At 58.4% G+C, this 18,542-nt stretch carries 21 protein-coding genes; 14 read left to right on the top strand and 7 right to left on the bottom strand.

Features of this window, described 5'->3' with window-relative positions:
- Positions 1-9: 9 nt before the first annotated feature.
- On the top strand, positions 10-912 hold the full coding sequence (locus MHN28_RS00205; protein WP_239334782.1) for a DMT family transporter: 903 nt from the start codon (positions 10-12) through the stop codon (positions 910-912).
- On the opposite strand, the gene MHN28_RS00210 is transcribed toward MHN28_RS00205, so the two are convergent.
- From MHN28_RS00210 to MHN28_RS00220, 3 genes are all read right to left on the bottom strand, one after another.
- A complete protein-coding gene (locus MHN28_RS00210) occupies positions 909-2,267 on the bottom strand; it encodes a DEAD/DEAH box helicase (RefSeq protein ID WP_239334784.1) in 1,359 nt (452 codons plus the stop codon). The genes MHN28_RS00205 and MHN28_RS00210 overlap by 4 nt on opposite strands.
- Positions 2,268-2,451: 184 nt before the next feature.
- A complete protein-coding gene (locus MHN28_RS00215; RefSeq protein ID WP_239334786.1) occupies positions 2,452-3,381 on the bottom strand; it encodes a glycosyltransferase family 2 protein in 930 nt (309 codons plus the stop codon).
- Between the two features lie 201 nt (positions 3,382-3,582).
- Positions 3,583-5,190, bottom strand: a complete 1,608-nt coding sequence (locus MHN28_RS00220; RefSeq protein WP_239334788.1) for a peptide chain release factor 3 — start codon at positions 5,188-5,190, stop codon at positions 3,583-3,585.
- Positions 5,191-5,299: 109 nt separating this feature from the next.
- Here MHN28_RS00220 and MHN28_RS00225 point away from each other — a divergent pair, with 109 nt between their 5' ends.
- The 8 genes from MHN28_RS00225 (at position 5,300) to MHN28_RS00260 (ending at position 12,722) form a co-directional block, all read left to right on the top strand.
- A complete protein-coding gene (locus MHN28_RS00225) occupies positions 5,300-5,662 on the top strand; it encodes a nuclear transport factor 2 family protein (RefSeq protein ID WP_239334790.1) in 363 nt (120 codons plus the stop codon).
- A gap of 69 nt (positions 5,663-5,731) precedes the next feature.
- A complete protein-coding gene (locus MHN28_RS00230) occupies positions 5,732-6,511 on the top strand; it encodes an SDR family oxidoreductase (RefSeq protein WP_239334792.1) in 780 nt (259 codons plus the stop codon).
- Positions 6,512-6,513: 2 nt separating this feature from the next.
- Positions 6,514-7,626, top strand: a complete 1,113-nt coding sequence (locus MHN28_RS00235; RefSeq protein WP_239334794.1) for a hypothetical protein — start codon at positions 6,514-6,516, stop codon at positions 7,624-7,626.
- Between the two features lie 105 nt (positions 7,627-7,731).
- Positions 7,732-8,778, top strand: coding sequence for a methyltransferase domain-containing protein (locus tag MHN28_RS00240; protein WP_239334795.1), 1,047 nt, complete (start codon positions 7,732-7,734; stop codon positions 8,776-8,778).
- A gap of 80 nt (positions 8,779-8,858) precedes the next feature.
- On the top strand, positions 8,859-9,944 hold the full coding sequence (locus tag MHN28_RS00245; protein ID WP_239334797.1) for an ABC transporter ATP-binding protein: 1,086 nt from the start codon (positions 8,859-8,861) through the stop codon (positions 9,942-9,944).
- A gap of 121 nt (positions 9,945-10,065) precedes the next feature.
- Positions 10,066-10,848, top strand: a complete 783-nt coding sequence (gene surE / locus MHN28_RS00250; RefSeq protein WP_239334799.1) for a 5'/3'-nucleotidase SurE — start codon at positions 10,066-10,068, stop codon at positions 10,846-10,848.
- The gene (locus MHN28_RS00255) at positions 10,845-11,495 is read left to right on the top strand and encodes a protein-L-isoaspartate(D-aspartate) O-methyltransferase (protein WP_239334801.1); all 651 of its coding nucleotides are present in this window, start codon (positions 10,845-10,847) and stop codon (positions 11,493-11,495) included. The genes surE and MHN28_RS00255 overlap by 4 nt, the downstream gene beginning before the upstream one ends.
- Positions 11,496-11,558: 63 nt before the next feature.
- Positions 11,559-12,722: a LysM peptidoglycan-binding domain-containing M23 family metallopeptidase gene (locus tag MHN28_RS00260; protein WP_239334803.1), complete on the top strand. Its 1,164-nt coding sequence runs from the start codon at positions 11,559-11,561 to the stop codon at positions 12,720-12,722.
- 61 nt (positions 12,723-12,783) lie between these two features.
- Here the strand turns inward: MHN28_RS00260 and MHN28_RS00265 are convergent, their stop codons facing one another.
- Complete coding sequence (locus MHN28_RS00265; protein WP_239334805.1) at positions 12,784-13,455, bottom strand: YafY family protein; 672 nt, start codon at positions 13,453-13,455, stop codon at positions 12,784-12,786.
- Positions 13,456-13,470: 15 nt separating this feature from the next.
- Entirely contained in the window at positions 13,471-13,779 is a 309-nt protein-coding gene (locus tag MHN28_RS00270; protein ID WP_239334807.1) for a hypothetical protein, read from the bottom strand.
- Between the two features lie 217 nt (positions 13,780-13,996).
- Between MHN28_RS00270 and MHN28_RS00275 the strand changes: the two genes are divergently transcribed.
- The 5 genes from MHN28_RS00275 to MHN28_RS00295 all read left to right on the top strand — a co-directional run bounded on the left by MHN28_RS00275 (position 13,997) and on the right by MHN28_RS00295 (position 17,484).
- Positions 13,997-14,212: a twin-arginine translocase TatA/TatE family subunit gene (locus tag MHN28_RS00275; RefSeq protein WP_039531114.1), complete on the top strand. Its 216-nt coding sequence runs from the start codon at positions 13,997-13,999 to the stop codon at positions 14,210-14,212.
- Between the two features lie 6 nt (positions 14,213-14,218).
- Complete coding sequence (gene tatB / locus MHN28_RS00280; protein WP_239334809.1) at positions 14,219-14,677, top strand: Sec-independent protein translocase protein TatB; 459 nt, start codon at positions 14,219-14,221, stop codon at positions 14,675-14,677.
- Complete coding sequence (tatC, locus tag MHN28_RS00285; RefSeq protein WP_239334818.1) at positions 14,674-15,549, top strand: twin-arginine translocase subunit TatC; 876 nt, start codon at positions 14,674-14,676, stop codon at positions 15,547-15,549. Before tatB ends, tatC begins: the two co-directional genes overlap by 4 nt.
- A gap of 310 nt (positions 15,550-15,859) precedes the next feature.
- Positions 15,860-16,537, top strand: a complete 678-nt coding sequence (locus MHN28_RS00290; protein WP_239334820.1) for a hypothetical protein — start codon at positions 15,860-15,862, stop codon at positions 16,535-16,537.
- Positions 16,538-16,641: 104 nt separating this feature from the next.
- On the top strand, positions 16,642-17,484 hold the full coding sequence (locus MHN28_RS00295) for an ATP-binding protein (protein WP_239334822.1): 843 nt from the start codon (positions 16,642-16,644) through the stop codon (positions 17,482-17,484).
- Positions 17,485-17,542: 58 nt separating this feature from the next.
- Here the strand turns inward: MHN28_RS00295 and MHN28_RS00300 are convergent, their stop codons facing one another.
- Both MHN28_RS00300 and MHN28_RS00305 read right to left on the bottom strand, forming a co-directional pair.
- Positions 17,543-18,187 (bottom strand): SDR family oxidoreductase, encoded by a 645-nt coding sequence (locus tag MHN28_RS00300; RefSeq protein ID WP_239334824.1) that lies wholly within the window; start codon positions 18,185-18,187, stop codon positions 17,543-17,545.
- Between the two features lie 41 nt (positions 18,188-18,228).
- Positions 18,229-18,477, bottom strand: coding sequence for a hypothetical protein (locus tag MHN28_RS00305; protein ID WP_239334826.1), 249 nt, complete (start codon positions 18,475-18,477; stop codon positions 18,229-18,231).
- Positions 18,478-18,542 lie beyond the last annotated feature (65 nt).

Genomic DNA, 18,542 nt, shown 5'->3' on the forward strand with positions numbered 1-18,542 from the left:
AGGGAATCCATGAGTTTATGGATTCCCGTCACCATCGCTGCTGCGGCGTTTCAAACCGTACGGTTCATGCTGCAGAAATCGCTGAGCACTGTGAAGCTTTCTGCGGCTGGGGCGACTTTTGCCCGTTTTGCCTATTCGATGCCGCTGGCTGTTTTGGGCCTGATCGTGGCGCTTCAGGTCACCGGCTTCAGCGTGCCATCACTAACCGGGCGGTTCTGGCTGTTCGCGGCCATTGGTGGGACGTCTCAAATTCTCGCAACCATCTGCGTGGTTGCCTTGTTCAAACAGCGCAACTTCGCAGTCGGTATCACCTTTAAAAAGACCGAGGTTATCCAAACGGCCATCGTCGGCTTTTTGGTGTTGGGTGATCAGGTGTCCGCCGGTGCATTGGTCGCGATCTTTCTGGGCTTGGTGGCAGTGCTGCTGCTATCGAAAAACCCCGGCGGGGACGGGGTGTGGTGGAAGCACTTGACCAACCGCGCATCGCGCTTGGGATTGGGTTCGGGGGTACTTTTCGCCTTTTCATCTGTCAGCTATCGCGGAGCTTCGTTGGAATTGGGCGACATCGACGCATGGTTCCGCGCATTAATCACGCTGGCCGTCGTGGTCTCTTTCCAGTTCCTCAGCATGGGTCTGTGGCTGCTGTGGCGCGACAGGACAGAACTGCGGGCGGTGTGGGATACGCGCAAGACCGGTGTTTTTGTTGGCCTGACCAGCCTGTGCGGTTCGTTTTGCTGGTTCCTTGCCTTTACGTTGCAGAACGCCGCCTATGTTAAAGCACTAGGGCAGGTTGAGTTGATCCTCAGCCTGTTTGCTTCGATCCTGTTTTTCAGGGAAAGCATCACCCGGCGCGAGATCGCCGGGATGACGTTGCTTGGTGCCTCAATACTGGCGCTGGTATTGGCGATTTAGCCCGCCCGGCGCTCATCAAAGCTAAGAGCGATGAAGCTGGGCAGGTGATCCCCCATGCCCACAACCGCCTGACCGCCATCATCGCGGCGACCGCGACCTTTGGAATCTTTGTCCCTTTTGCGGTCGCCTTTTTTGGCTTCGCTCTTCCTGCCTTCTGAAGATTTGGTTTTCTTTTCGGGCCTCGGTGCTTCGTCCTTAGGCTCTTCCTTGATCGGATTGTCGATCCGCGGAATTTCCTTCTGGATCAGCTTTTCGATCGCGTCCAACGCCTTTTCATCGCGCTTTGAGCAGATGGTGATGGCTTTGCCTTCACGTCCGGCGCGGCCCGTACGGCCAATGCGGTGCACATAATCTTCGGCGTGGCCGGGGACGTCGAAGTTGAACACATGGCTCACCGAGGGGATATCCAACCCACGAGCGGCCACATCAGACGCCACGAGCAGGCGAAGTGAGCCATCGCGGAATCCGTCCAGCGTCTTCATCCGTTGCGACTGATCCAGATCACCGTGGATCGCTGCGGCGTTATAGCCGTATTTCTTCAGTGATTTCGCGCAGATATCCACATCCGTCTTGCGGTTGCAGAAGATGATCGCGTTGGTGCACTCTTCGCCTTCTGAGTCGATCAGCGCGCGCAGGGTCTTGCGCTTGGCGCTGGCTTCACGGTCGCGGCGACCGCCTTTGAACATCACGACGCCCTGTTCGATGGTCTCGGACGCGGTGGCCTGGCGGGCGACCTCGATCCGCGCGGGGGCGGACAGGAAAGTGTCCGTGATCCGCTCAATCTCCGACGCCATGGTGGCCGAGAAGAACAGGGTCTGACGGGTGAACGGCGTCAGCGAGAAGATGCGTTCGATATCCGGGATAAAGCCCATATCCAGCATCCGGTCGGCTTCGTCCACAACCATGATCTGTACGCCGGTCAACAACAGCTTGCCGCGCTCGAAATGGTCCAACAGGCGGCCGGGCGTCGCGATCAGAACGTCAACCCCGCGATCGATCAGGGCCTCTTGTTCCTTGAAGCTGACGCCGCCGATCAACAGCGCTTTGGTCAGTTTCAAGTGTTTGGAGTAAGTATCGAAGTTCTCGGCCACCTGAGCAGCCAATTCCCGCGTCGGACACAGCACCAGCGAACGCGGCATCCGTGCGCGTGCGCGGCCACGGGCCAACAGGGTGATCATAGGCAGGGTGAAGCTGGCAGTCTTGCCAGTGCCGGTCTGCGCAATCCCAAGCACGTCGCGCCCTTCAAGCGCGGGGGGGATGGCGCCCTCCTGAATCGGAGTGGGCGTTTCGTATCCGGCTTCCTCAATGGCTTTGAGGACCTTCGGGTTCAGGTTCAGTTCGTTAAATTTTGTCATGTATGTCCGGTTCATGCGGACACTAGACCTGGCCCGCGCGTCAAAGGTATGCCGGGCCCGGATGGCCATGCGCTGTCAGGCACATTTCGGCTTTGCGCGGACATAACAAAATCGTGGGGCAGGGTCAAATGAAGACCCCTTAACCTGATGTCACCATCGCCCGCTGCAGATTTTTCGCAACAATTCAGCAGCTTCCGGGAAAGTGTTTCGCAATCTTCGCATCCAGATCCAGCGGCCTGTGCCGGATCAGCCCATACTCTTTCAGCCGTGCCCGCACGTCGGGGTCGGCACCGCTGATTTCCTCGAAAAAAGCGCGCAGGCCGTCCATACCCTGTTCCGTTTCGATCCAGTTGAACAGCTCATTTTTGTTCAGACCGCCAAGCTCGCGGGGGACATTGGGCGACATACCGGGTTGGTAAGAGCCGCGCTCCATCCGGAATGGATAGTGGGCGACCCAATGGTCCCAGTCCACTGCATGGCGGTGGCACAACTCCAGTCCGGGCAGTTCAAATTTGCAGGGCAAAAGCTCTTTGTTATGAAACAGGTTGTGGATGCGAAAGTTCAGTTTTTCCATCCCTGTACGGACAAACAACTTGCCCTGAACATGGCTGAGAAACCCGCCAAGAACAAAGCTGCCGTAGTTGGGATAGATAGACTGCACCATCGCCGAACGGTCCGGGCCGCTGGGGATGTGTGCCTTGTACAAATTCTCGTCGCCCGCCATCACTTCCATGGGCCGGACGCGGACGGCAGGGGTGTTGGAGGGGACCGATTGCAACTGTTCCCGGACGGGTTTTGAGGACCACAGGAACTCGTCCACATCGATATGGGCCAGCCAGTCCAGATCGGTGTTGCGATAGGCAAATGTCGCATGCAGTGTCTGGCGTACCTGATGCCTTTCCGGCCGATCTCGTTTGCGTTTCTCCCAGAACGCGTCATCGCAGATTCGCGAACGGATTTTCGGGTGCTTGCGAAGCACTCTGTGAGCTTCCGGGTTGGGCTCGTCCATGTAGATGTACAAGTAGTCGGCGCCCAGATCGAGGTGATGGGCTGCGAACTTAAGGATGTCCTCGGTCGACCCGCGGACCATGGACACGATCCCCCAGGTGGTCATGCCGGAACCTGCCAAAGGACGCTGTGATCAGGGGAATTGCAAGGATGAGCGTCTGGCGATTCGACGCTGAATTCAAATAGTTTTCTCAGGTTTCGGTTTCCGCGCACAGTGCCCTGCATACGGCCCGGAGACATCAGAGGTTCGTCGCTCATGTGCGCAAGTTTGCACAGGCTTTGCCGCCTGTGCAATCGGCCATTTGAATCACACCATCATCTCTTTTGTGGCGGTCAGGTTCAGCTCTGGGTAGTCGCGTACCACCCTGTCGATGTCCCACTGCAGACGCGTCAGATAGACGATGTCGCCGTCGTGGTCATGGGCGATGTGCTGCTTGTTGGCGTTGACGAACTTGTCGACCTCGGCCTTTTCACCGCTGACCCAGCGCGCGCTGGTGAATTGAGACGCCTCGAAGCGAACGGGCAGGCCGTATTCCATCTCGATACGGCTGGCCAGAACTTCGAACTGTAGCGCGCCAACGACGCCAACAATAAAGCCGGAACCGATCGAAGGCTTGAACACCTTGGCAGCACCTTCTTCGGCAAACTGCATCAGGGCTTTTTCCAGATGCTTGGCTTTCATCGGATCGCCCGCTCGGACACCTTGAAGCAGCTCAGGCGCGAACGAGGGGATGCCGGTCACGCGCAGCGCTTCGCCTTCGGTCAACGTGTCACCGATGCGCAGCTGGCCGTGGTTGGGGATGCCGATAATGTCGCCGGCCCAGGCCTCTTCGGCCAGTTCCCGGTCAGAGGCCAGAAACAGCACAGGGTTCGAAATCGCCATTGGTTTCTTCGACCGCACATGGGTCAGCTTCATGCCGCGCTTGAAATGGCCCGAAGCCATGCGCACAAAGGCCACACGGTCACGGTGCTTGGGGTCCATGTTGGCCTGCACCTTGAACACAAAACCTGCGACCTTCTTTTCATTCGGCGCGATCTGCCGGGGTTCGGCAGATTGAACCTGTGGCTGAGGCCCGTAGGCACCGATGCCCTCCATCAGTTCCTTTACGCCGAATGAATTAATAGCTGAGCCGAACCAGATCGGGGTCATATGACCTTCAAGCACCGCCTGTGGGTCGAGCGCAGGCAGCAATTCGCGGGCCATCTCGACTTCTTCCAACAGCTTGTCCAGCAGATGCTCGGGCACATGCTCGGCCAGCTTGGGGTCGTCCAGACCGTTGATCTGAATGCTTTCGGCCACTTTGTTGCGGTCGGCGCGGTCCATCAGCTCCAACCGGTCGCGCAGCATGTCGTAGCAGCCGATGAAGTCCCGACCAACGCCGATGGGCCACGCGGCGGGCGTGACGTCGATGGCCAGCATCTCCTGAATTTCGTCAATGATCTCAAACGTATCGCGGCTTTCGCGGTCCATCTTGTTACAGAAGGTCAGGATCGGCAGGTCACGCAGGCGGCAGACCTCGAACAGCTTCTGTGTCTGGCTTTCCACACCTTTCGCGCCGTCGATCACCATGACGGCAGCGTCCACGGCGGTCAACGTGCGATAGGTATCCTCGGAAAAGTCCGAGTGACCGGGTGTATCCACCAGATTGAACCGGAAGTTGTCATAGTCGAAAGACATGGCTGATGCCGAGACCGAGATACCGCGATCCTTCTCCATCTGCATGAAGTCCGAACGCGTCCGACGCGCCTCACCCTTGGCGCGCACCTGACCGGCCATCTGAATCGCGCCCCCATACAACAGGAACTTTTCAGTCAGCGTCGTCTTGCCCGCATCCGGGTGTGAGATGATGGCAAATGTCCGGCGCCGGGCGATCTCGGGCGGCAAAACGGGTTGGTTCGAGGCGGTATCAAGCATGAACGCGCGTATATGCGGGGAATCCTGCCGAGGCAAGACAAAGGGGCTGTTCAGAATCGCGTGGATGTGGCAATGAGAACATATAGTGAACAAATAGTGGAGAGGAGTGATGAATTTTAAAGAAATCGCAGACGAACTGGTCGCCGGATGTCGCGAGGGTCGAAACAAAGAGAATTTGGATAAACTGTATTCAGACGATGCCGTTTCTGTTGAATCGGTGGATTACTCGGGCATGGGCCGCGAAGCCAATGGGCTTGACGCGATCCGGGCGAAGCAGGAGTGGTGGGAAGGTGCACATGATGTGACCCACGCTTCGGTGAGCGATCCGTTTGTCCATGGCGACGACCGCTTTGCCGTGATCTTCGAAGTGAAGGGCACCGTCAAGGAAAGCGGTGACAGCTTTGATATGCGCGAAGTCGCCATCTACCACGTCGCGGATGGCAAGATTGTGCGCGAAGAGTTCTTCTACTGACCCCGGATCGATTGCTGGTCTTCCCTGAAAGGCTGGTGCTAGATGTCCGGCAAAGACAGGGAGGATCAGATGGATCTGGGAATCAAAGGAAAACGCGCGCTGGTATGTGCCAGCAGCAAAGGACTGGGACTGGGATGCGCCGAAGCTTTGGCCTCCGCTGGTGTTGATTTGGTGATGAACGCACGCGGTTCTGAAGCCTTGGAAGTGTCGGCTGAACGTATTCGCGCGGAACATGGCGTGCAGGTCCGGACAGTAGCTTGCGATGTGACGTCCTCCGAGGGGCAGGCGCAGGTGATCGAAGCGGCACAGGGCGTTGATATCCTTGTGACAAACGCGGGTGGACCGCCTCCGGGGTTGTGGTCGGACTGGGATCGTGACGATTTTATCAAGGCGCTGGATTCCAACATGCTGACGCCGATTGCGTTCATGAAGGCACTTCTGCCTGGCATGATGGACAAGGGCTGGGGCCGGGTGGTCAACATCACTTCGCAATCGGTGCGCGCGCCGATTCCGGCGCTGGGGTTGTCGAATGCGGCTCGCACCGGACTGACCGGTTACGTTGCCGGAACAGCGCGCCAGGTCGCGCCGAAAGGTGTCACGATCAACAACCTGCTGCCGGGTATCCACGCCACAGACCGCGCGAACTCGCTGGATGGCGGCGTGGCGGCGCAAAAAGGGATTTCGATTGACGAGGCCCGTGCAGCGCGTGCGGCAACTATCCCTGCGCGCCGGTATGGAACGCGGGACGAGTTTGGTGCTGCTTGTGCGTTCTTGTGCTCGCAACATGCCGGGTTCATCGTTGGTCAGAACATTCTGCTGGATGGCGGCGCCACAAACCTGACGATATAGAGATGGCTCAGAATTTTTCACTGAAAGACCAGCTGTTTAACGCAGAAAAGACCCGCTATCTGGCCGGTCTCTTTGCTGGCGCAGACCCGGCCTTTGACGCGGATGCATTCCAGGCGCAGGTCATGTCGCGCCTGCTGGATCTGGAATTGAAAGAGCGTATGGCGTGGATCGCCAAATGTCTGCAAAGCGCAGTACCCGGAGATTTACCGGCTATCGCCCCGATCTTGTTGCGCGCGCTGCCTCCTCCACTGGACCCCAACAAGACGGATGATGATTTCGGTGATTTCATCTTTGCGCCACTGGGGGATTGGGTCGTGTCTGTTGGGATGGACCATCCGGATCAGTCTCTGGACGTGCTGGCAGAACTGACTCAGCGGTTTTCGATGGAATGGGCTATCCGTCCATTCTTGAACGCCTATCCCGAACAGGTCATGGCGCGGATGCAAGATTGGTGTGCGCATGACAGCTATCACGTGCGCCGACTGGTCAGCGAGGGGACACGCCCGCGCTTGCCTTGGGGGCAGGCGGTTGGGCTGGACCTGACTTACCCGTTGCCACTGCTGGACCGGCTGCATTCAGATGGCACGCGGTACGTCACGCGGTCGGTGGCAAACCATCTGAATGACATTACCAAAAAGAACCCGGATCTGGTGCTGGACCGGTTACAGAGCTGGGCACTCTCGGCGCAGCAGGATCAGGCCGAACTGGATTGGATGACATCGCATACACTGCGGGGTCTTGTGAAGGCAGGTAACCCGCGAGCAATGAAGATGCTGTGCTTTGATCCGGATGCCGAGATTGCAGTGGATGTGAAGATCAACGGCGAGGCTCAGATTGGCGGTGCGCTTGAATTCGACGTTACGTTGAACGGATCAGGGGATCTGCCGGTTCTTGTCGACTATATTGTTCACTTTCAACGACCTGGTGGAAAAACTTCGCCCAAAGTTCACAAGCTGAAACAGTCCGAGTTGAAAGACGGAACTCTATCCTTAAGCAAAAAGCACAAACTCAAGGGTGACGCGACCACGTTCAAACTGGTTCCCGGAGCGCACCGGCTTGAGATTCAGGTGAACGGTAAAGTGCGCGCAGGTTTTGATTTCGATTTGTTGGCCTAACGCCAACATTTTCTCACGCTTTCGTCAGAATGAGGGCGTCCGGATTGCGCCGGGCGTAGCTCTGCATTAGCTGCTTTGCAGCCACCGGGAAAAAGGAAAGCCGCTATGAAGCATGAGGCAGTGCAGAATTATTATGGCGAGGTTCTGCAGGGCAGTGACGACTTGCAGACAAACGCGTGTTGCACACCTGATGACATGCCCGATCACCTCAAAAAGATCCTGTCGAAAGTCCACGATGAGGTTCTAACGCGTTACTACGGCTGCGGCTTGATCGCACCGCTGGACCTTGAAGGGATGCGCATTCTGGATCTTGGTTGCGGGGCTGGCCGAGACGTCTACGCCCTGTCTGCGATGGTGGGCGAAAAGGGACACGTGGTCGGTGTAGACATGACGCCCGGGCAGCTGGACGTCGCGCGTGCTCACCAAGACTATCACGCGCAGGCCTTTGGGCACGGCGCGTCGAATGTCGAATTCCACCACGGTTACATCGAAAAGCTGGATGAGCTTGATCTGGAACCCGGTTCCTTCGACATCATCGTCTCGAACTGCGTCATCAATCTGGCCACCGACAAAGAGGCTGTGTTGCGCGGCGCGCATCGGTTGCTGAAAGAAGGCGGCGAGATGTATTTCTCGGACGTCTATGCCGACCGCCGCGTTCCGCAAGCGATGGCGGAGGATGAAGTTCTGTATGGCGAATGCCTTTCGGGCGCGCTGTATTGGAATGATTTTCTGTCGATTTCGCGCAAGGCCGGGTTTGGCGATCCGCGCCGTGTGACCCATCGCCCGCTGACCATCGAAAACCCAGCGCTCGAGGAACGTGTGGCACCTTTGAAATTCCTCTCGGCCACGTACCGGTTGTTCAAACTGCCGGAACTGGAACCGGCTTGCGAGGACTACGGTCAGGCCGTGATCTACAAAGGCACCATTCCAAACGCGCCGCAGCTGTTCGAACTGGATGATCACCACGCGATTGAGGCAGGCAAGGTCTTTCCGGTCTGTGGCAACACATGGATGATGCTGAAAGATACGCGTTTTGAACGGCATTTCGAGTTCATCGGTGATTTCTCGACCCATTACGGAATTTTCGAAGGCTGCGGTGGCGAAAGTCCGTTTGAGGCCACGGGCGAGGCTGCAACCGGCGGGTGCTGCTGATCTCTTGCGCCTGACGGGCGGGGTTGTTATCCCCGCCCAAGCCCGATGGATTTGATCGGGAAAGGCAACGGGGCCCATCGGTGACAGAAAACGCTACTCCTCCTCGACTGGAAATCCGAAATCTGATCGCCCGGTATGAGGGGCGCGTTGTCGTGGATGATGTCTCTCTGACCGTGCAGGCGGGGCAGGTGACGTGCCTGCTGGGGCCTTCTGGCTGCGGTAAGTCGACCACGTTGCGCATGATTGCCGGGGTCGAGATGCAGGAGTCCGGCGAGATCTATGTCGATGGCAAATTGATCTGCGATACGGTGTTTCGCGTACCGCCAGAACGGCGCGAGATTGGCCTGATGTTTCAGGACTTTGCGCTGTTTCCCCATCTGAGCGTTGCCGACAATGTCGCCTTTGGCCTGAAAGGACATCGGGACGAGAAACGTTCCCGCGTCGAAGAATTGCTGAGAAAGGTCGACCTGATGCGGTTCGTCGACAATTTCCCGCATCATTTGTCCGGCGGCGAACAGCAACGCGTCGCACTGGCCCGCGCTTTGGCCCCGCGTCCACGGATCATGCTGATGGACGAGCCGTTCTCGGGCCTCGACAACCGTTTGCGAGACGGCATTCGGGACGAAACGCTGGCGATCCTCAAGGAAGAGGATGCCGCTGTCGTGTTGGTCACGCACGAGCCGGAAGAGGCGATGCGCATGGCCGACGAGATCGCGCTGATGCGGCGGGGCAAGATTGTTCAGCAAGGTGCACCGTACAACGTTTATACGCGACCGGCAGACAAGGCGGCGGTGGCATTTTTTAGCGATGTCAATGTGTTGCGGGCCAAGGTGAATGGCGCTTTGGCTGAAACCCCTTTTGGACAGTTTCTGGCGCCGGGTGTTCCGGATAACACGGATGTTGAAATCGTTTTTCGCCCGCAACACGTCCGGCTGGATTTTGACCGTAACGGCAAGGGACCGTTACCGACGCCCACCGATGGCGTTGCCGCGCGTGGTGTTGTTAAGCGGGCCCGATTTCTTGGCAATGAAAGCCTCGTCGAGTTCCGGATGGACCATGACGGCTCGATCCTGAGGGCCACCGTGCCGAATGTTTTTGTCCCTAGTCCGGGGCGGGTCATGTGGCTGACCGTTCGTCGGGACAGGTGCTTTGTTTTCCCCGAATAGGGTTTGAAGTCACAGTTTTGGCCCAAGTGGTGCGCGAAAGCCTCAGATTGAATGCGCCCTTTGCTTGCCGACACGCGGGGGCGGGTCTATCAAGGTCAAAACGCTGGGGTGGATGGGGCATATGCGTATTCTTCTGACCAATGACGACGGGATCAATGCACCGGGGCTCATCGCTCTGGAGGCAATTGCCGCTGATGTGGCAGGCCCGGATGGTGAGGTCTGGGTCGTCGCACCTGCGTTCGAACAATCCGGCGTTGGTCATTGCATCAGCTACACGCACCCGATGATGGTCGCCAAACTGGGCGAGCGTCGCTATGCTGCGGAAGGCTCGCCGGCGGACTGTGTGCTGGCTGGTCTGCATGACGTGATGAAGGACGCACCGCCTGACCTAGTGTTGTCCGGCGTGAACCGGGGCAACAACTCGGCTGAGAACACATTGTATTCCGGCACTGTGGGCGGCGCGATGGAGGCGGCCTTGCAGGGCATTCCGGCGATTGCCCTTTCGCAGTATTTCGGCCCGCGCAATCTGGGGCTGGACGATCCGTTCGAGACCGCGACCCGTTTCGGTGCGGATCTTGTGCGCCGCATTCTCGACGCAACCCCATCAGAACAAGCCGATTACCGCTTGTTCTACAACGTGAATTTCCCTCCGGTTCCAGCTGATGAGGTGCTGGGCACCCGGATCGCGCCGCAGGGTTATCGCAGGGACACCCACTTTTCGGTGGAACCACACAGCTCGCCTTCGGGGCGGCGGTTCCTGTGGATCAAGGGCGGGTATCAACACAATCCCACGGCACCGGGTACCGATGCAGCGGTTAACCTAGAAGGCTATGTTTCCGTCACGCCCATGCGCGCTGACCTGACGGCGCATGACGTGCTGGAGAAACTGAAGTCAATCGAATGAGCGGACCGGATCCACAAACAACCATGCAGTTCCTTTTTGCTCTGCGGTCGCGCGGGGTAACGGATGCCCGCGTGCTGGCGGCGATGGAGCAGGTCGACCGTGGCCGTTTCGTCAAAGGTCTGTTTGCCGAACGCGCGTATGAGGACACTCCGCTGCCGATTGCCTGTGGCCAGACGATCAGCCAGCCATCGGTGGTAGGACTGATGACGCAGGCGCTGGATGTGCGCCCTCGCGACACCGTGCTGGAGGTCGGGACAGGCTCGGGCTATCAGGCGGCGATCCTGGCGAAGCTTGCGCGCCGGGTTTACACGGTTGAACGCCACAAGCGTCTGGTGCGCGAAACAGGGCAGTTGTTCCGCGAGATGGGTCTGACCAATGTGACGGCGATGCTGTCGGACGGATCCTTTGGTTTGCCCGAGCAAGCGCCGTTTGATCGTATCATCGTGACCGCCGCCGCAGAGGACCCGCCCGGGCCGCTCTTGGCGCAGCTCAAAATCGGCGGTATCATGGTATTGCCGGTGGGACAGTCGGATGCGGTTCAGACCTTGATCCGGGTCAGACGCACCGAGACCGGCCTGGACTATGATGAATTGTTACCCGTTCGGTTCGTGCCCCTGCTTGAGGGGCTTGGCAAAGATGGGGCGTAAAGGAATATTTTGCGATATGCGCCGGAACCCCGGAAAACAGGGGCAGGTGTTGAGGACAGTAAAATGAGAGCAGTTTCCAAATCAGCAATCGCGGCAGGTGTGGCGTCTTTGGCGTTTCTGGCCGGATGCGAAGGCCCCCTTGACTATGATCTGCGTGGGAATGTCGGTGGGTTCTCCACAGCAGACGCGGCGCTAGCAGCGACGGGAAGTCGGCCCGCACCCGATGCGCATGGTGTGATCACCTATCCGAACTATCAGGTGGCAGTGGCACGTCGCGGCGATACCGTTAACGATGTCGCTGCACGGATCGGTTTGCCTGCGGCGGAACTGGCCCGCTTCAATGGATTGCAACCAACGGATCCATTGCGTGACGGTGAAGTTATCGCGTTGCCCCAAAAGGTAAATACGGCCAGCACGGTCGATATCGCATCAATTGCGGGCGCTGCGATTGACGAAGCTCCGGCAGATGGGTCGGTGCGCACATCGACATTGGAGCCCGCTAAACCAGCCGCAGCTCCAGCCCCTGCACCTGCGCCCGCCCCGGCAGGACCAGAGCCCATTCGACATAAGGTCAAGCGCGGTGAGACTGCCTATACGATTGCCCGGCTGTATGACGTGCCTGTAGATGCGTTGGCGGAATGGAACGGGCTGGGTTCGGACTTTACGGTGCGCGAAGGGCAGTTTCTGCTGATCCCGGTCAAGAACCAGCCAGCACCTCGACAGGCGGCTGCTGTTCCAGCGACCACGATCACGCAACCGGGGCAGGGCTCGCCGACGCCGACGCCCCCAAGTGCGACGCAACCGCTGCCGGATGAGGAGATTGCCCCGGCGACACCCGCCCCGGATGTGACCGCCGAAGCGCCCACCAACCAAAGCAATTCGGCCCTTGGGATGCCGGTCACCGGAACGATTATTCGGACCTATGACAAAGGCAAGAATGAGGGGATTGATATTGCTGCCGCACCCGGTAGTCCTGTGGATGCCGCTGCCGCCGGAACTGTTGCCGCAATCACTGCGGACGCGGATCAGGTGCCGATCGTTGTCGTCAAACACAATAGCGATCTGCTGACGGTTTACGCCAATGTCGAGAAAATCACCGTCAAAAAGGGCGACCGTGTAAAACGCGGCCAAAAGATCGCGTCCTTGCGGGGAGGCGACAATGCCTATGTCCATTTTGAGGTGCGCAAAGGGTTCGAATCCGTCGATCCTGAACCTTATCTGCGGTGAGGGTGATGGCCCTGAACGGGCCATGCCTTCGGCGAGAGTATTTGTGAAAAGATGAAGTCTGTCAGGCGTGGGGGTCGTAATCGCTCAGACGCTTGCCGGGTTCGTCTGCGAAAACCTCGGGCAGGGGTAGGACGGATTCGATCAAATCGATGCGAAAGACGCGGAACCCCTGACGCAGCTCGCACCATGTTGTCAGCGTCCAGACACGCCCCCAGTATTCCATATGCAGGGGGCGTACGACCCGCTCGGTCAGAACGCCGTCGATCCGACGATAAACCAAGAGCAGCTTTTGGCGGGATTTGATAGCGGCGCGGATTGGCGCCATATGGGCCAAACCCCGTGCTGCATCGGCAAAGGGATAAACGGCGAATTTCCAACTGTCCGCTTCGGTCACGACCTGTGTGGGCAGCACCGCGTCGATCTTGTCCGCCAGCGACTCGGCTGCAGCCTTGAGGTCCGGGTCTGCCGCTTCGGCCACGATGGCCATGCCGAGGTTCAGTGCCTCAAGTTCGGCTGGCGTCAGGTTCAGTGGGGGCAGGGTGATCTGTTCACGCACCATGTATCCCACGCCGCGTTCGCCTTCGACCGGAACACCTGAGGCGACCAGCGTGTCCATGTCGCGATAGATCGTGCGGACTGACACCTCGAGCCGGTCCGCGATATCCTGCGCGCGGTGCAGTTTACCGTCGCGCAGGATCTGGATAATATCGAACAGCCGATCAGTTCGGCGCATGGGATGTCCTGCTGGTCATGACGCTCCGATGGTCCAGTGGATCGCATCATGGCGCATGGTCACGGTGTCCGGCGCGATTGCGGCCATGACGGCTGGGGCAAATTCCTGCTTGGGGAAGGCAGCCGCGGCGGCCTGAGCGCAATCCATGTCGGCCCAGATGACCGTATCGGTCCAAAGCCCATCACCACCCGAACTTAGGCGGCGGAACACAAAGCCATCTGCATTCCGAACAAAGGATTCTGTGCCTTTCATGATGTTCACGAAATCCTCCGCTGTTACATCGGCCGCGAGTTTGAAGGTTACGGTTTCTGCGATTTGTGTCACGTCACGCTCCTGTTTTGCTGAGACAGGGCCGTTGTAAGTGTTTCCAACTGACATAAACCTGTCAGTTGGAAAATGCGAGTCCCCAAAATTTGCGTGATCCGTTCAATTTTGGGTGCGGAACTGGTCTGAGTCACTTTTGCCGCGCACTGCACGGGCGTAAACACGGTCGCAGATCACATTCCCGGCGCAAGCGCGCCGACTTCAAAGGAGAAGAGACATGCTCAACAATATCGGCCTTCCCGGTCTTCTGCTGATCGCCGTTGTGGTGCTGGTGCTGTTTGGCCGCGGTAAAATCAGCTCGTTGATGGGCGAAGTGGGCAAAGGCATCACCTCGTTCAAGAAGGGCGTCAAGGAAGGCGCGGACGAGTTGGAGCAGGACGCGTCCGAGCTGGCGAAAGACGTCACGCCTGAGACCGACAAAGACAAGGCCTAAGCGCAGATGTTTGATCTGGGCTGGACCGAGCTTCTGGTCATCGGCGTTGTTGCCCTGATCGTTGTGGGGCCAAAGGACCTGCCGGTGTTGTTCCGCAATGTCGGCCGCTGGGTCGGCAAGGCCCGTGGCATGGCGCGTGAATTCAGCAGCGCCATGAACGAAGCGGCGGATCAGGCGGGCGTGAACGAGATCAAGAAGGGTCTGAATGCGGCCACGAATCCTGTCGGCAGCGCCATGGACGGCGTGAAGGAAGCCGCACAGGAAATGGCCAAGAGCATGGACCCGACCAAGTTCGACCCTGACAGCGAAACCGGCAAACTGGCCGCTGAACGTGCCGAACAGGCCAAGAAGATCCAGGCCTCTACCGCCCGTGCCGCCGCTGAACGCAAGGCCAAGGAAGCCGCGGATGCGCTGGCCAAAGCCGAAGAGGCCGAAGCTGCGCTGAAGACTGAAAGCAAGACATGACAAAGACCGACGAGATCGAAGACAGCTCAGCCCCGCTGATCGAGCATCTGGCGGAACTGCGCACGCGGCTTATTCACTGCGTTGTGGCGTTCCTGATCGGGATGATAATCTGTTTCACCGTTGCAACGCCGCTGTTTAACTTCCTGACAAACCCCTTGTGTGAGGTGCTCGCCGAACGCGGGCAGGATTGTGGGCTGATCTTCATTTCACCACAGGAAGGTTTCTTCGTTGCCATCAAGGTCTCGCTGCTGGGCGGCTTCATTCTGGCTTTCCCTTATATCGGAATGCAGATGTGGCGGTTCGTGGCACCAGGCCTGTACCGGTCAGAAAAGAACGCGTTCCTGCCGTTCATGATCGCATCGCCCTTCATGTTCCTGCTGGGGGCGAGCTTTGCCTTCTATGTCGTAACGCCGCTGGCCTATGACTTCTTCCTTGGTTTCCAGCAATTCGGAGCTGAAGGCGAGGCCGTGACCGAAGGCGCAACCGCAGCACCGCTAAGCGTGGTGTTCCAGGGCTCGGCTCAGGAATACCTGAACCTGACGATCAAATTCATCGTGGCCTTTGGCCTCTGCTTCCAATTGCCCGTTCTCTTGACCCTGATGGGTAAGGCGGGGCTGGTCACCGCTGAAGGGCTGGGATCGGTCCGCAAATACGCGGTCGTTGCGATCCTAGTGCTGGCCGCGCTGGTGACACCGCCGGACGTGATCACTCAGGTCATTCTGTTCGTTGTCGTCTACGGCTTGTACGAGATTTCGATCTTCCTGGTCGCTCGGGTCGAGAAAAAACGCGAAGAACAGCTGCGTGCAGACGGCTACTACGACGACGAAGAAGAAGCCGACGAAGAGATTATTCAGGAAGAAGAAGGCAAGTAATCTTTTCTTCTGGTAACAATCAGGCGCGTCCTCCGGGGCGCGCCTTTTTTGTTTCACCCCTTTGAAATTCAAGAGAAACAGCCATGTTGACGCGGCCGATTTTGCCCTACTGATGACACAAATCTGGCTATACAAGGCTACGAAAACTAGAAATTTGTAGGAAACTAATTTGGAAAAGATACTACGTTCCGTTGCTTCGGCCACACTTGTTTTTTTCGGTCTTTCGTCATCTTTAGCGGCTACTGTCTGGAACGAAACCCCTGACAACCCCGGTGAAGCCGTTGAATTTTGTATTCACGGCAAATGCGAGATGACGCGTTATGTCACGATAGGCAGCACGGGAAACTGGGCGTTCTTTTACCTGGCCAATGGCTACCATGAATCCACGTATTTCAGCGAATTGACCAACATGACCGTCACACGGGCGTCACTGAATGACACAGAGTTGTCCGAACAGGAATTCGCCTCAATCCAGTTGAGAGATCCTGCCGGAGAGCCTGCGACAATCACAGTCTCTGAAGACGGTCGCTTTGTCAGACTTAGAGGTTTCATTTCCGAAAGTTTGGTTGGCGAGTTTCAAGACGTTCTCTCGAACTATCCCAATCTGGTAGGCGTGTCTTTGAACAGCGGTGGCGGAACCGGTTCAGCTGCCCTGGCTATTGGTAATGCAATTTGGGAAAGGCGGCTGTCGACCTTTGTACCCGAGGATGCACGTTGCCGGGGAGGGTGTTCGGTTGTTTTCTTTTCCGGGTATGACAGAGTCGTAGAGGGCTGGCTTGCGGTTTCACCGCTACTGGACCCGGACATCGACGGTGCTGAATTGTTCGATGGTGTGTGGGATTTGCTCCTACACAAAGCTGACAACGATTTGAAGATAGTCGCTTTGTACCAGACGTTGCACTGGAACCAATCTGTGGACATCGACCGAGAATTGGCTACTGCCCCTCCTATCAGCCGGGATCTGCCCGGGGACGCTCTGAGCCACTGACAATCTGTTCCCAGTCATTCCAGCGTGAAACATCGTGTTGTCTATAGTCTTGTCGTCCGGTTCTGAACGTGGTTTGAAACCCGCAAGACCGACCGGAGGAGCCTATGGACGACCAAGCCCTGAATCGCATCGCTGACGCGTTGGAGCGCATGGCACCGGCCCCGCTGGCCGCGCCCGATTTCGCGGCTGCCCCCGCTTTTGTCTGGCACGTTGAGCCCGACCGGCTGGAACCGGTCGCGCAGGTCAATCGCGTTGATCTGGACCTGCTGGTGGGCATCAACCGCTCTCGCGATACGCTGCTGGATAACACCAGGCGATTTGCGGCAGGCTTCAAGGCCAACAACGCGCTGTTGTGGGGCGCGCGGGGTATGGGTAAGTCCAGCCTTGTCAAAGCGGTTCATGGCAATCTGCAGGCGGATTTTCCGGACCTCAAACTGGTGGAACTGCAGCGCGAGGATATGGGCTCGGTCGCGCGTCTGCTGAACCACCTGCGCGCCGCACCGTACCGGTTCATCCTGTTCTGCGATGACTTGTCGTTCAGCCACGACGACCAGCACTACAAATCGCTCAAGGCCGTGCTGGATGGGGGCATCGAGGGCCGGCCCGAGAACGTAGTTTTCTATGCCACCTCAAACCGCCGTCACCTGATGCCGCGGGATATGATCGAAAACGAACGCTCCAGCGCCATCAACCCGTCTGAGGCGGTGGAAGAAAAGGTTTCGCTATCAGATCGGTTCGGCCTGTGGCTGGGCTTCCACCCCTGCGATCAGGACGAATACCTGGCGATGATCGACCGGTATTGCGCAGCTTACGGTGTCACTGTCGACGCAGACACACTGCGCGCCGAGGCCATCGAATGGCAGGCGACGCGCGGCGCGCGCTCAGGTCGTGTGGCCTGGCAATTCTTTGTGGATCTCGCCGGGCGGAACGGCGTCCATATCGCCTGATCCCAGCTTCATCTGGCCAAAAATACCTCCGCCGGAGGCATGGCCCAAAGGGCCATTCCTACAACAGCGCCAAAATCCGTGCGGCCTCGTCCATAGTGCTTGTCAAAGCATCGCGATCCTCACCGGGATGGAAGCGGGCGCGTACGGCGGTCGGCATCGGTGCTGGTTCAACGATCGATACACGCGGGCCGGTGCGCTCAGTTTCGGCGGCCCAACTGCGCGCGAGCGCCAGTTGTGCACCTTTGGTCGCGCCATAGATGCCATAGAATTTCTCGCCCGCCTTGGGGTCGTCGAAAAATACGGCATGTCCGCTCTCGCCCAACAACGGCGCGATGTATGGGATCAGAACCGACGTCGCCGTTGCATTGATGTTAACCGCCTTTGTCCATTCTTTGGGATCGACGAAATGCGCGGGCGTCAGGGCCGAGGTGTGGACCGCAGTGTGCATCCATAGATCCACCTTGCCCCAGCGATCATGAATACCCCGGCACAGGGTTGCCATGGCGTTCGGGTCCGCGATGTCCATCGGAGCCAGGGTGGCCGCGCCACCTTTGGCATTGATACGGTCGTCCAGTTCTTCCAGCCCGCCAGTGGTGCGGGCGACGGCGACGATGTGATACTCGGGCGCCAGTGCTTCGGCGAGGGCAGCACCCAAACCGCGCGAGGCCCCGGTGATGAGGGCAATTTTGGTCTGATCGGTCATGACAGCGGTTTGAACCCCCGCGCGCAGGGCGTCAAGGCAGATTAGCTGCCGGGAATGACGATCCGCGTGGTCCGGCCGCTTTGTCGCAGCATGACGCCTTCAGCATCGATGGCAACCACTGTGCCCGAGGAGACACGGCTGCCCAGCTTGACCTTTTTAACCCGGCCGGATGACAGGCGCATCAGGGCGCGCATGTCCGCCTTGGGGCCGAAGACGCCCAGGACGGAAACGGTATTCTTCTTCAACGCGCCCTTCTGCGTGGCCGCGCTTTTGACGGTGGCGTTCGACATGATTTCCGGCCCGGCAACGGTGGCCCGACCCCTTAATTTATGAGTGGTTTGGGGTAGGGGCTATC

This window comes from Ruegeria sp. Ofav3-42 (genome assembly GCF_022347725.1).
Taxonomy (GTDB): Bacteria; Pseudomonadota; Alphaproteobacteria; order Rhodobacterales; family Rhodobacteraceae; genus Ruegeria.

What these genes read in the sequence shown, in the direction of transcription:
- MHN28_RS00205 (WP_239334782.1), top strand. Translation starts at nt 10, where the DNA reads ATGAGTTTATGGATTCCCGTCACCATCGCTGCTGCGGCGTTTCAAACC.
- MHN28_RS00210 (WP_239334784.1), bottom strand. Translation starts at nt 2,267, where the DNA reads ATGACAAAATTTAACGAACTGAACCTGAACCCGAAGGTCCTCAAAGCC.
- MHN28_RS00215 (WP_239334786.1), bottom strand. Translation starts at nt 3,381, where the DNA reads ATGACCACCTGGGGGATCGTGTCCATGGTCCGCGGGTCGACCGAGGAC.
- MHN28_RS00220 (WP_239334788.1), bottom strand. Translation starts at nt 5,190, where the DNA reads ATGCTTGATACCGCCTCGAACCAACCCGTTTTGCCGCCCGAGATCGCC.
- MHN28_RS00225 (WP_239334790.1), top strand. Translation starts at nt 5,300, where the DNA reads ATGAATTTTAAAGAAATCGCAGACGAACTGGTCGCCGGATGTCGCGAG.
- MHN28_RS00230 (WP_239334792.1), top strand. Translation starts at nt 5,732, where the DNA reads ATGGATCTGGGAATCAAAGGAAAACGCGCGCTGGTATGTGCCAGCAGC.
- MHN28_RS00235 (WP_239334794.1), top strand. Translation starts at nt 6,514, where the DNA reads ATGGCTCAGAATTTTTCACTGAAAGACCAGCTGTTTAACGCAGAAAAG.
- MHN28_RS00240 (WP_239334795.1), top strand. Translation starts at nt 7,732, where the DNA reads ATGAAGCATGAGGCAGTGCAGAATTATTATGGCGAGGTTCTGCAGGGC.
- surE (WP_239334799.1), top strand. Translation starts at nt 10,066, where the DNA reads ATGCGTATTCTTCTGACCAATGACGACGGGATCAATGCACCGGGGCTC.
- MHN28_RS00255 (WP_239334801.1), top strand. Translation starts at nt 10,845, where the DNA reads ATGAGCGGACCGGATCCACAAACAACCATGCAGTTCCTTTTTGCTCTG.
- MHN28_RS00260 (WP_239334803.1), top strand. Translation starts at nt 11,559, where the DNA reads ATGAGAGCAGTTTCCAAATCAGCAATCGCGGCAGGTGTGGCGTCTTTG.
- MHN28_RS00265 (WP_239334805.1), bottom strand. Translation starts at nt 13,455, where the DNA reads ATGCGCCGAACTGATCGGCTGTTCGATATTATCCAGATCCTGCGCGAC.
- MHN28_RS00275 (WP_039531114.1), top strand. Translation starts at nt 13,997, where the DNA reads ATGCTCAACAATATCGGCCTTCCCGGTCTTCTGCTGATCGCCGTTGTG.
- tatB (WP_239334809.1), top strand. Translation starts at nt 14,219, where the DNA reads ATGTTTGATCTGGGCTGGACCGAGCTTCTGGTCATCGGCGTTGTTGCC.
- tatC (WP_239334818.1), top strand. Translation starts at nt 14,674, where the DNA reads ATGACAAAGACCGACGAGATCGAAGACAGCTCAGCCCCGCTGATCGAG.
- MHN28_RS00290 (WP_239334820.1), top strand. Translation starts at nt 15,860, where the DNA reads ATGACGCGTTATGTCACGATAGGCAGCACGGGAAACTGGGCGTTCTTT.
- MHN28_RS00295 (WP_239334822.1), top strand. Translation starts at nt 16,642, where the DNA reads ATGGACGACCAAGCCCTGAATCGCATCGCTGACGCGTTGGAGCGCATG.
- MHN28_RS00300 (WP_239334824.1), bottom strand. Translation starts at nt 18,187, where the DNA reads ATGACCGATCAGACCAAAATTGCCCTCATCACCGGGGCCTCGCGCGGT.
- MHN28_RS00305 (WP_239334826.1), bottom strand. Translation starts at nt 18,477, where the DNA reads ATGTCGAACGCCACCGTCAAAAGCGCGGCCACGCAGAAGGGCGCGTTG.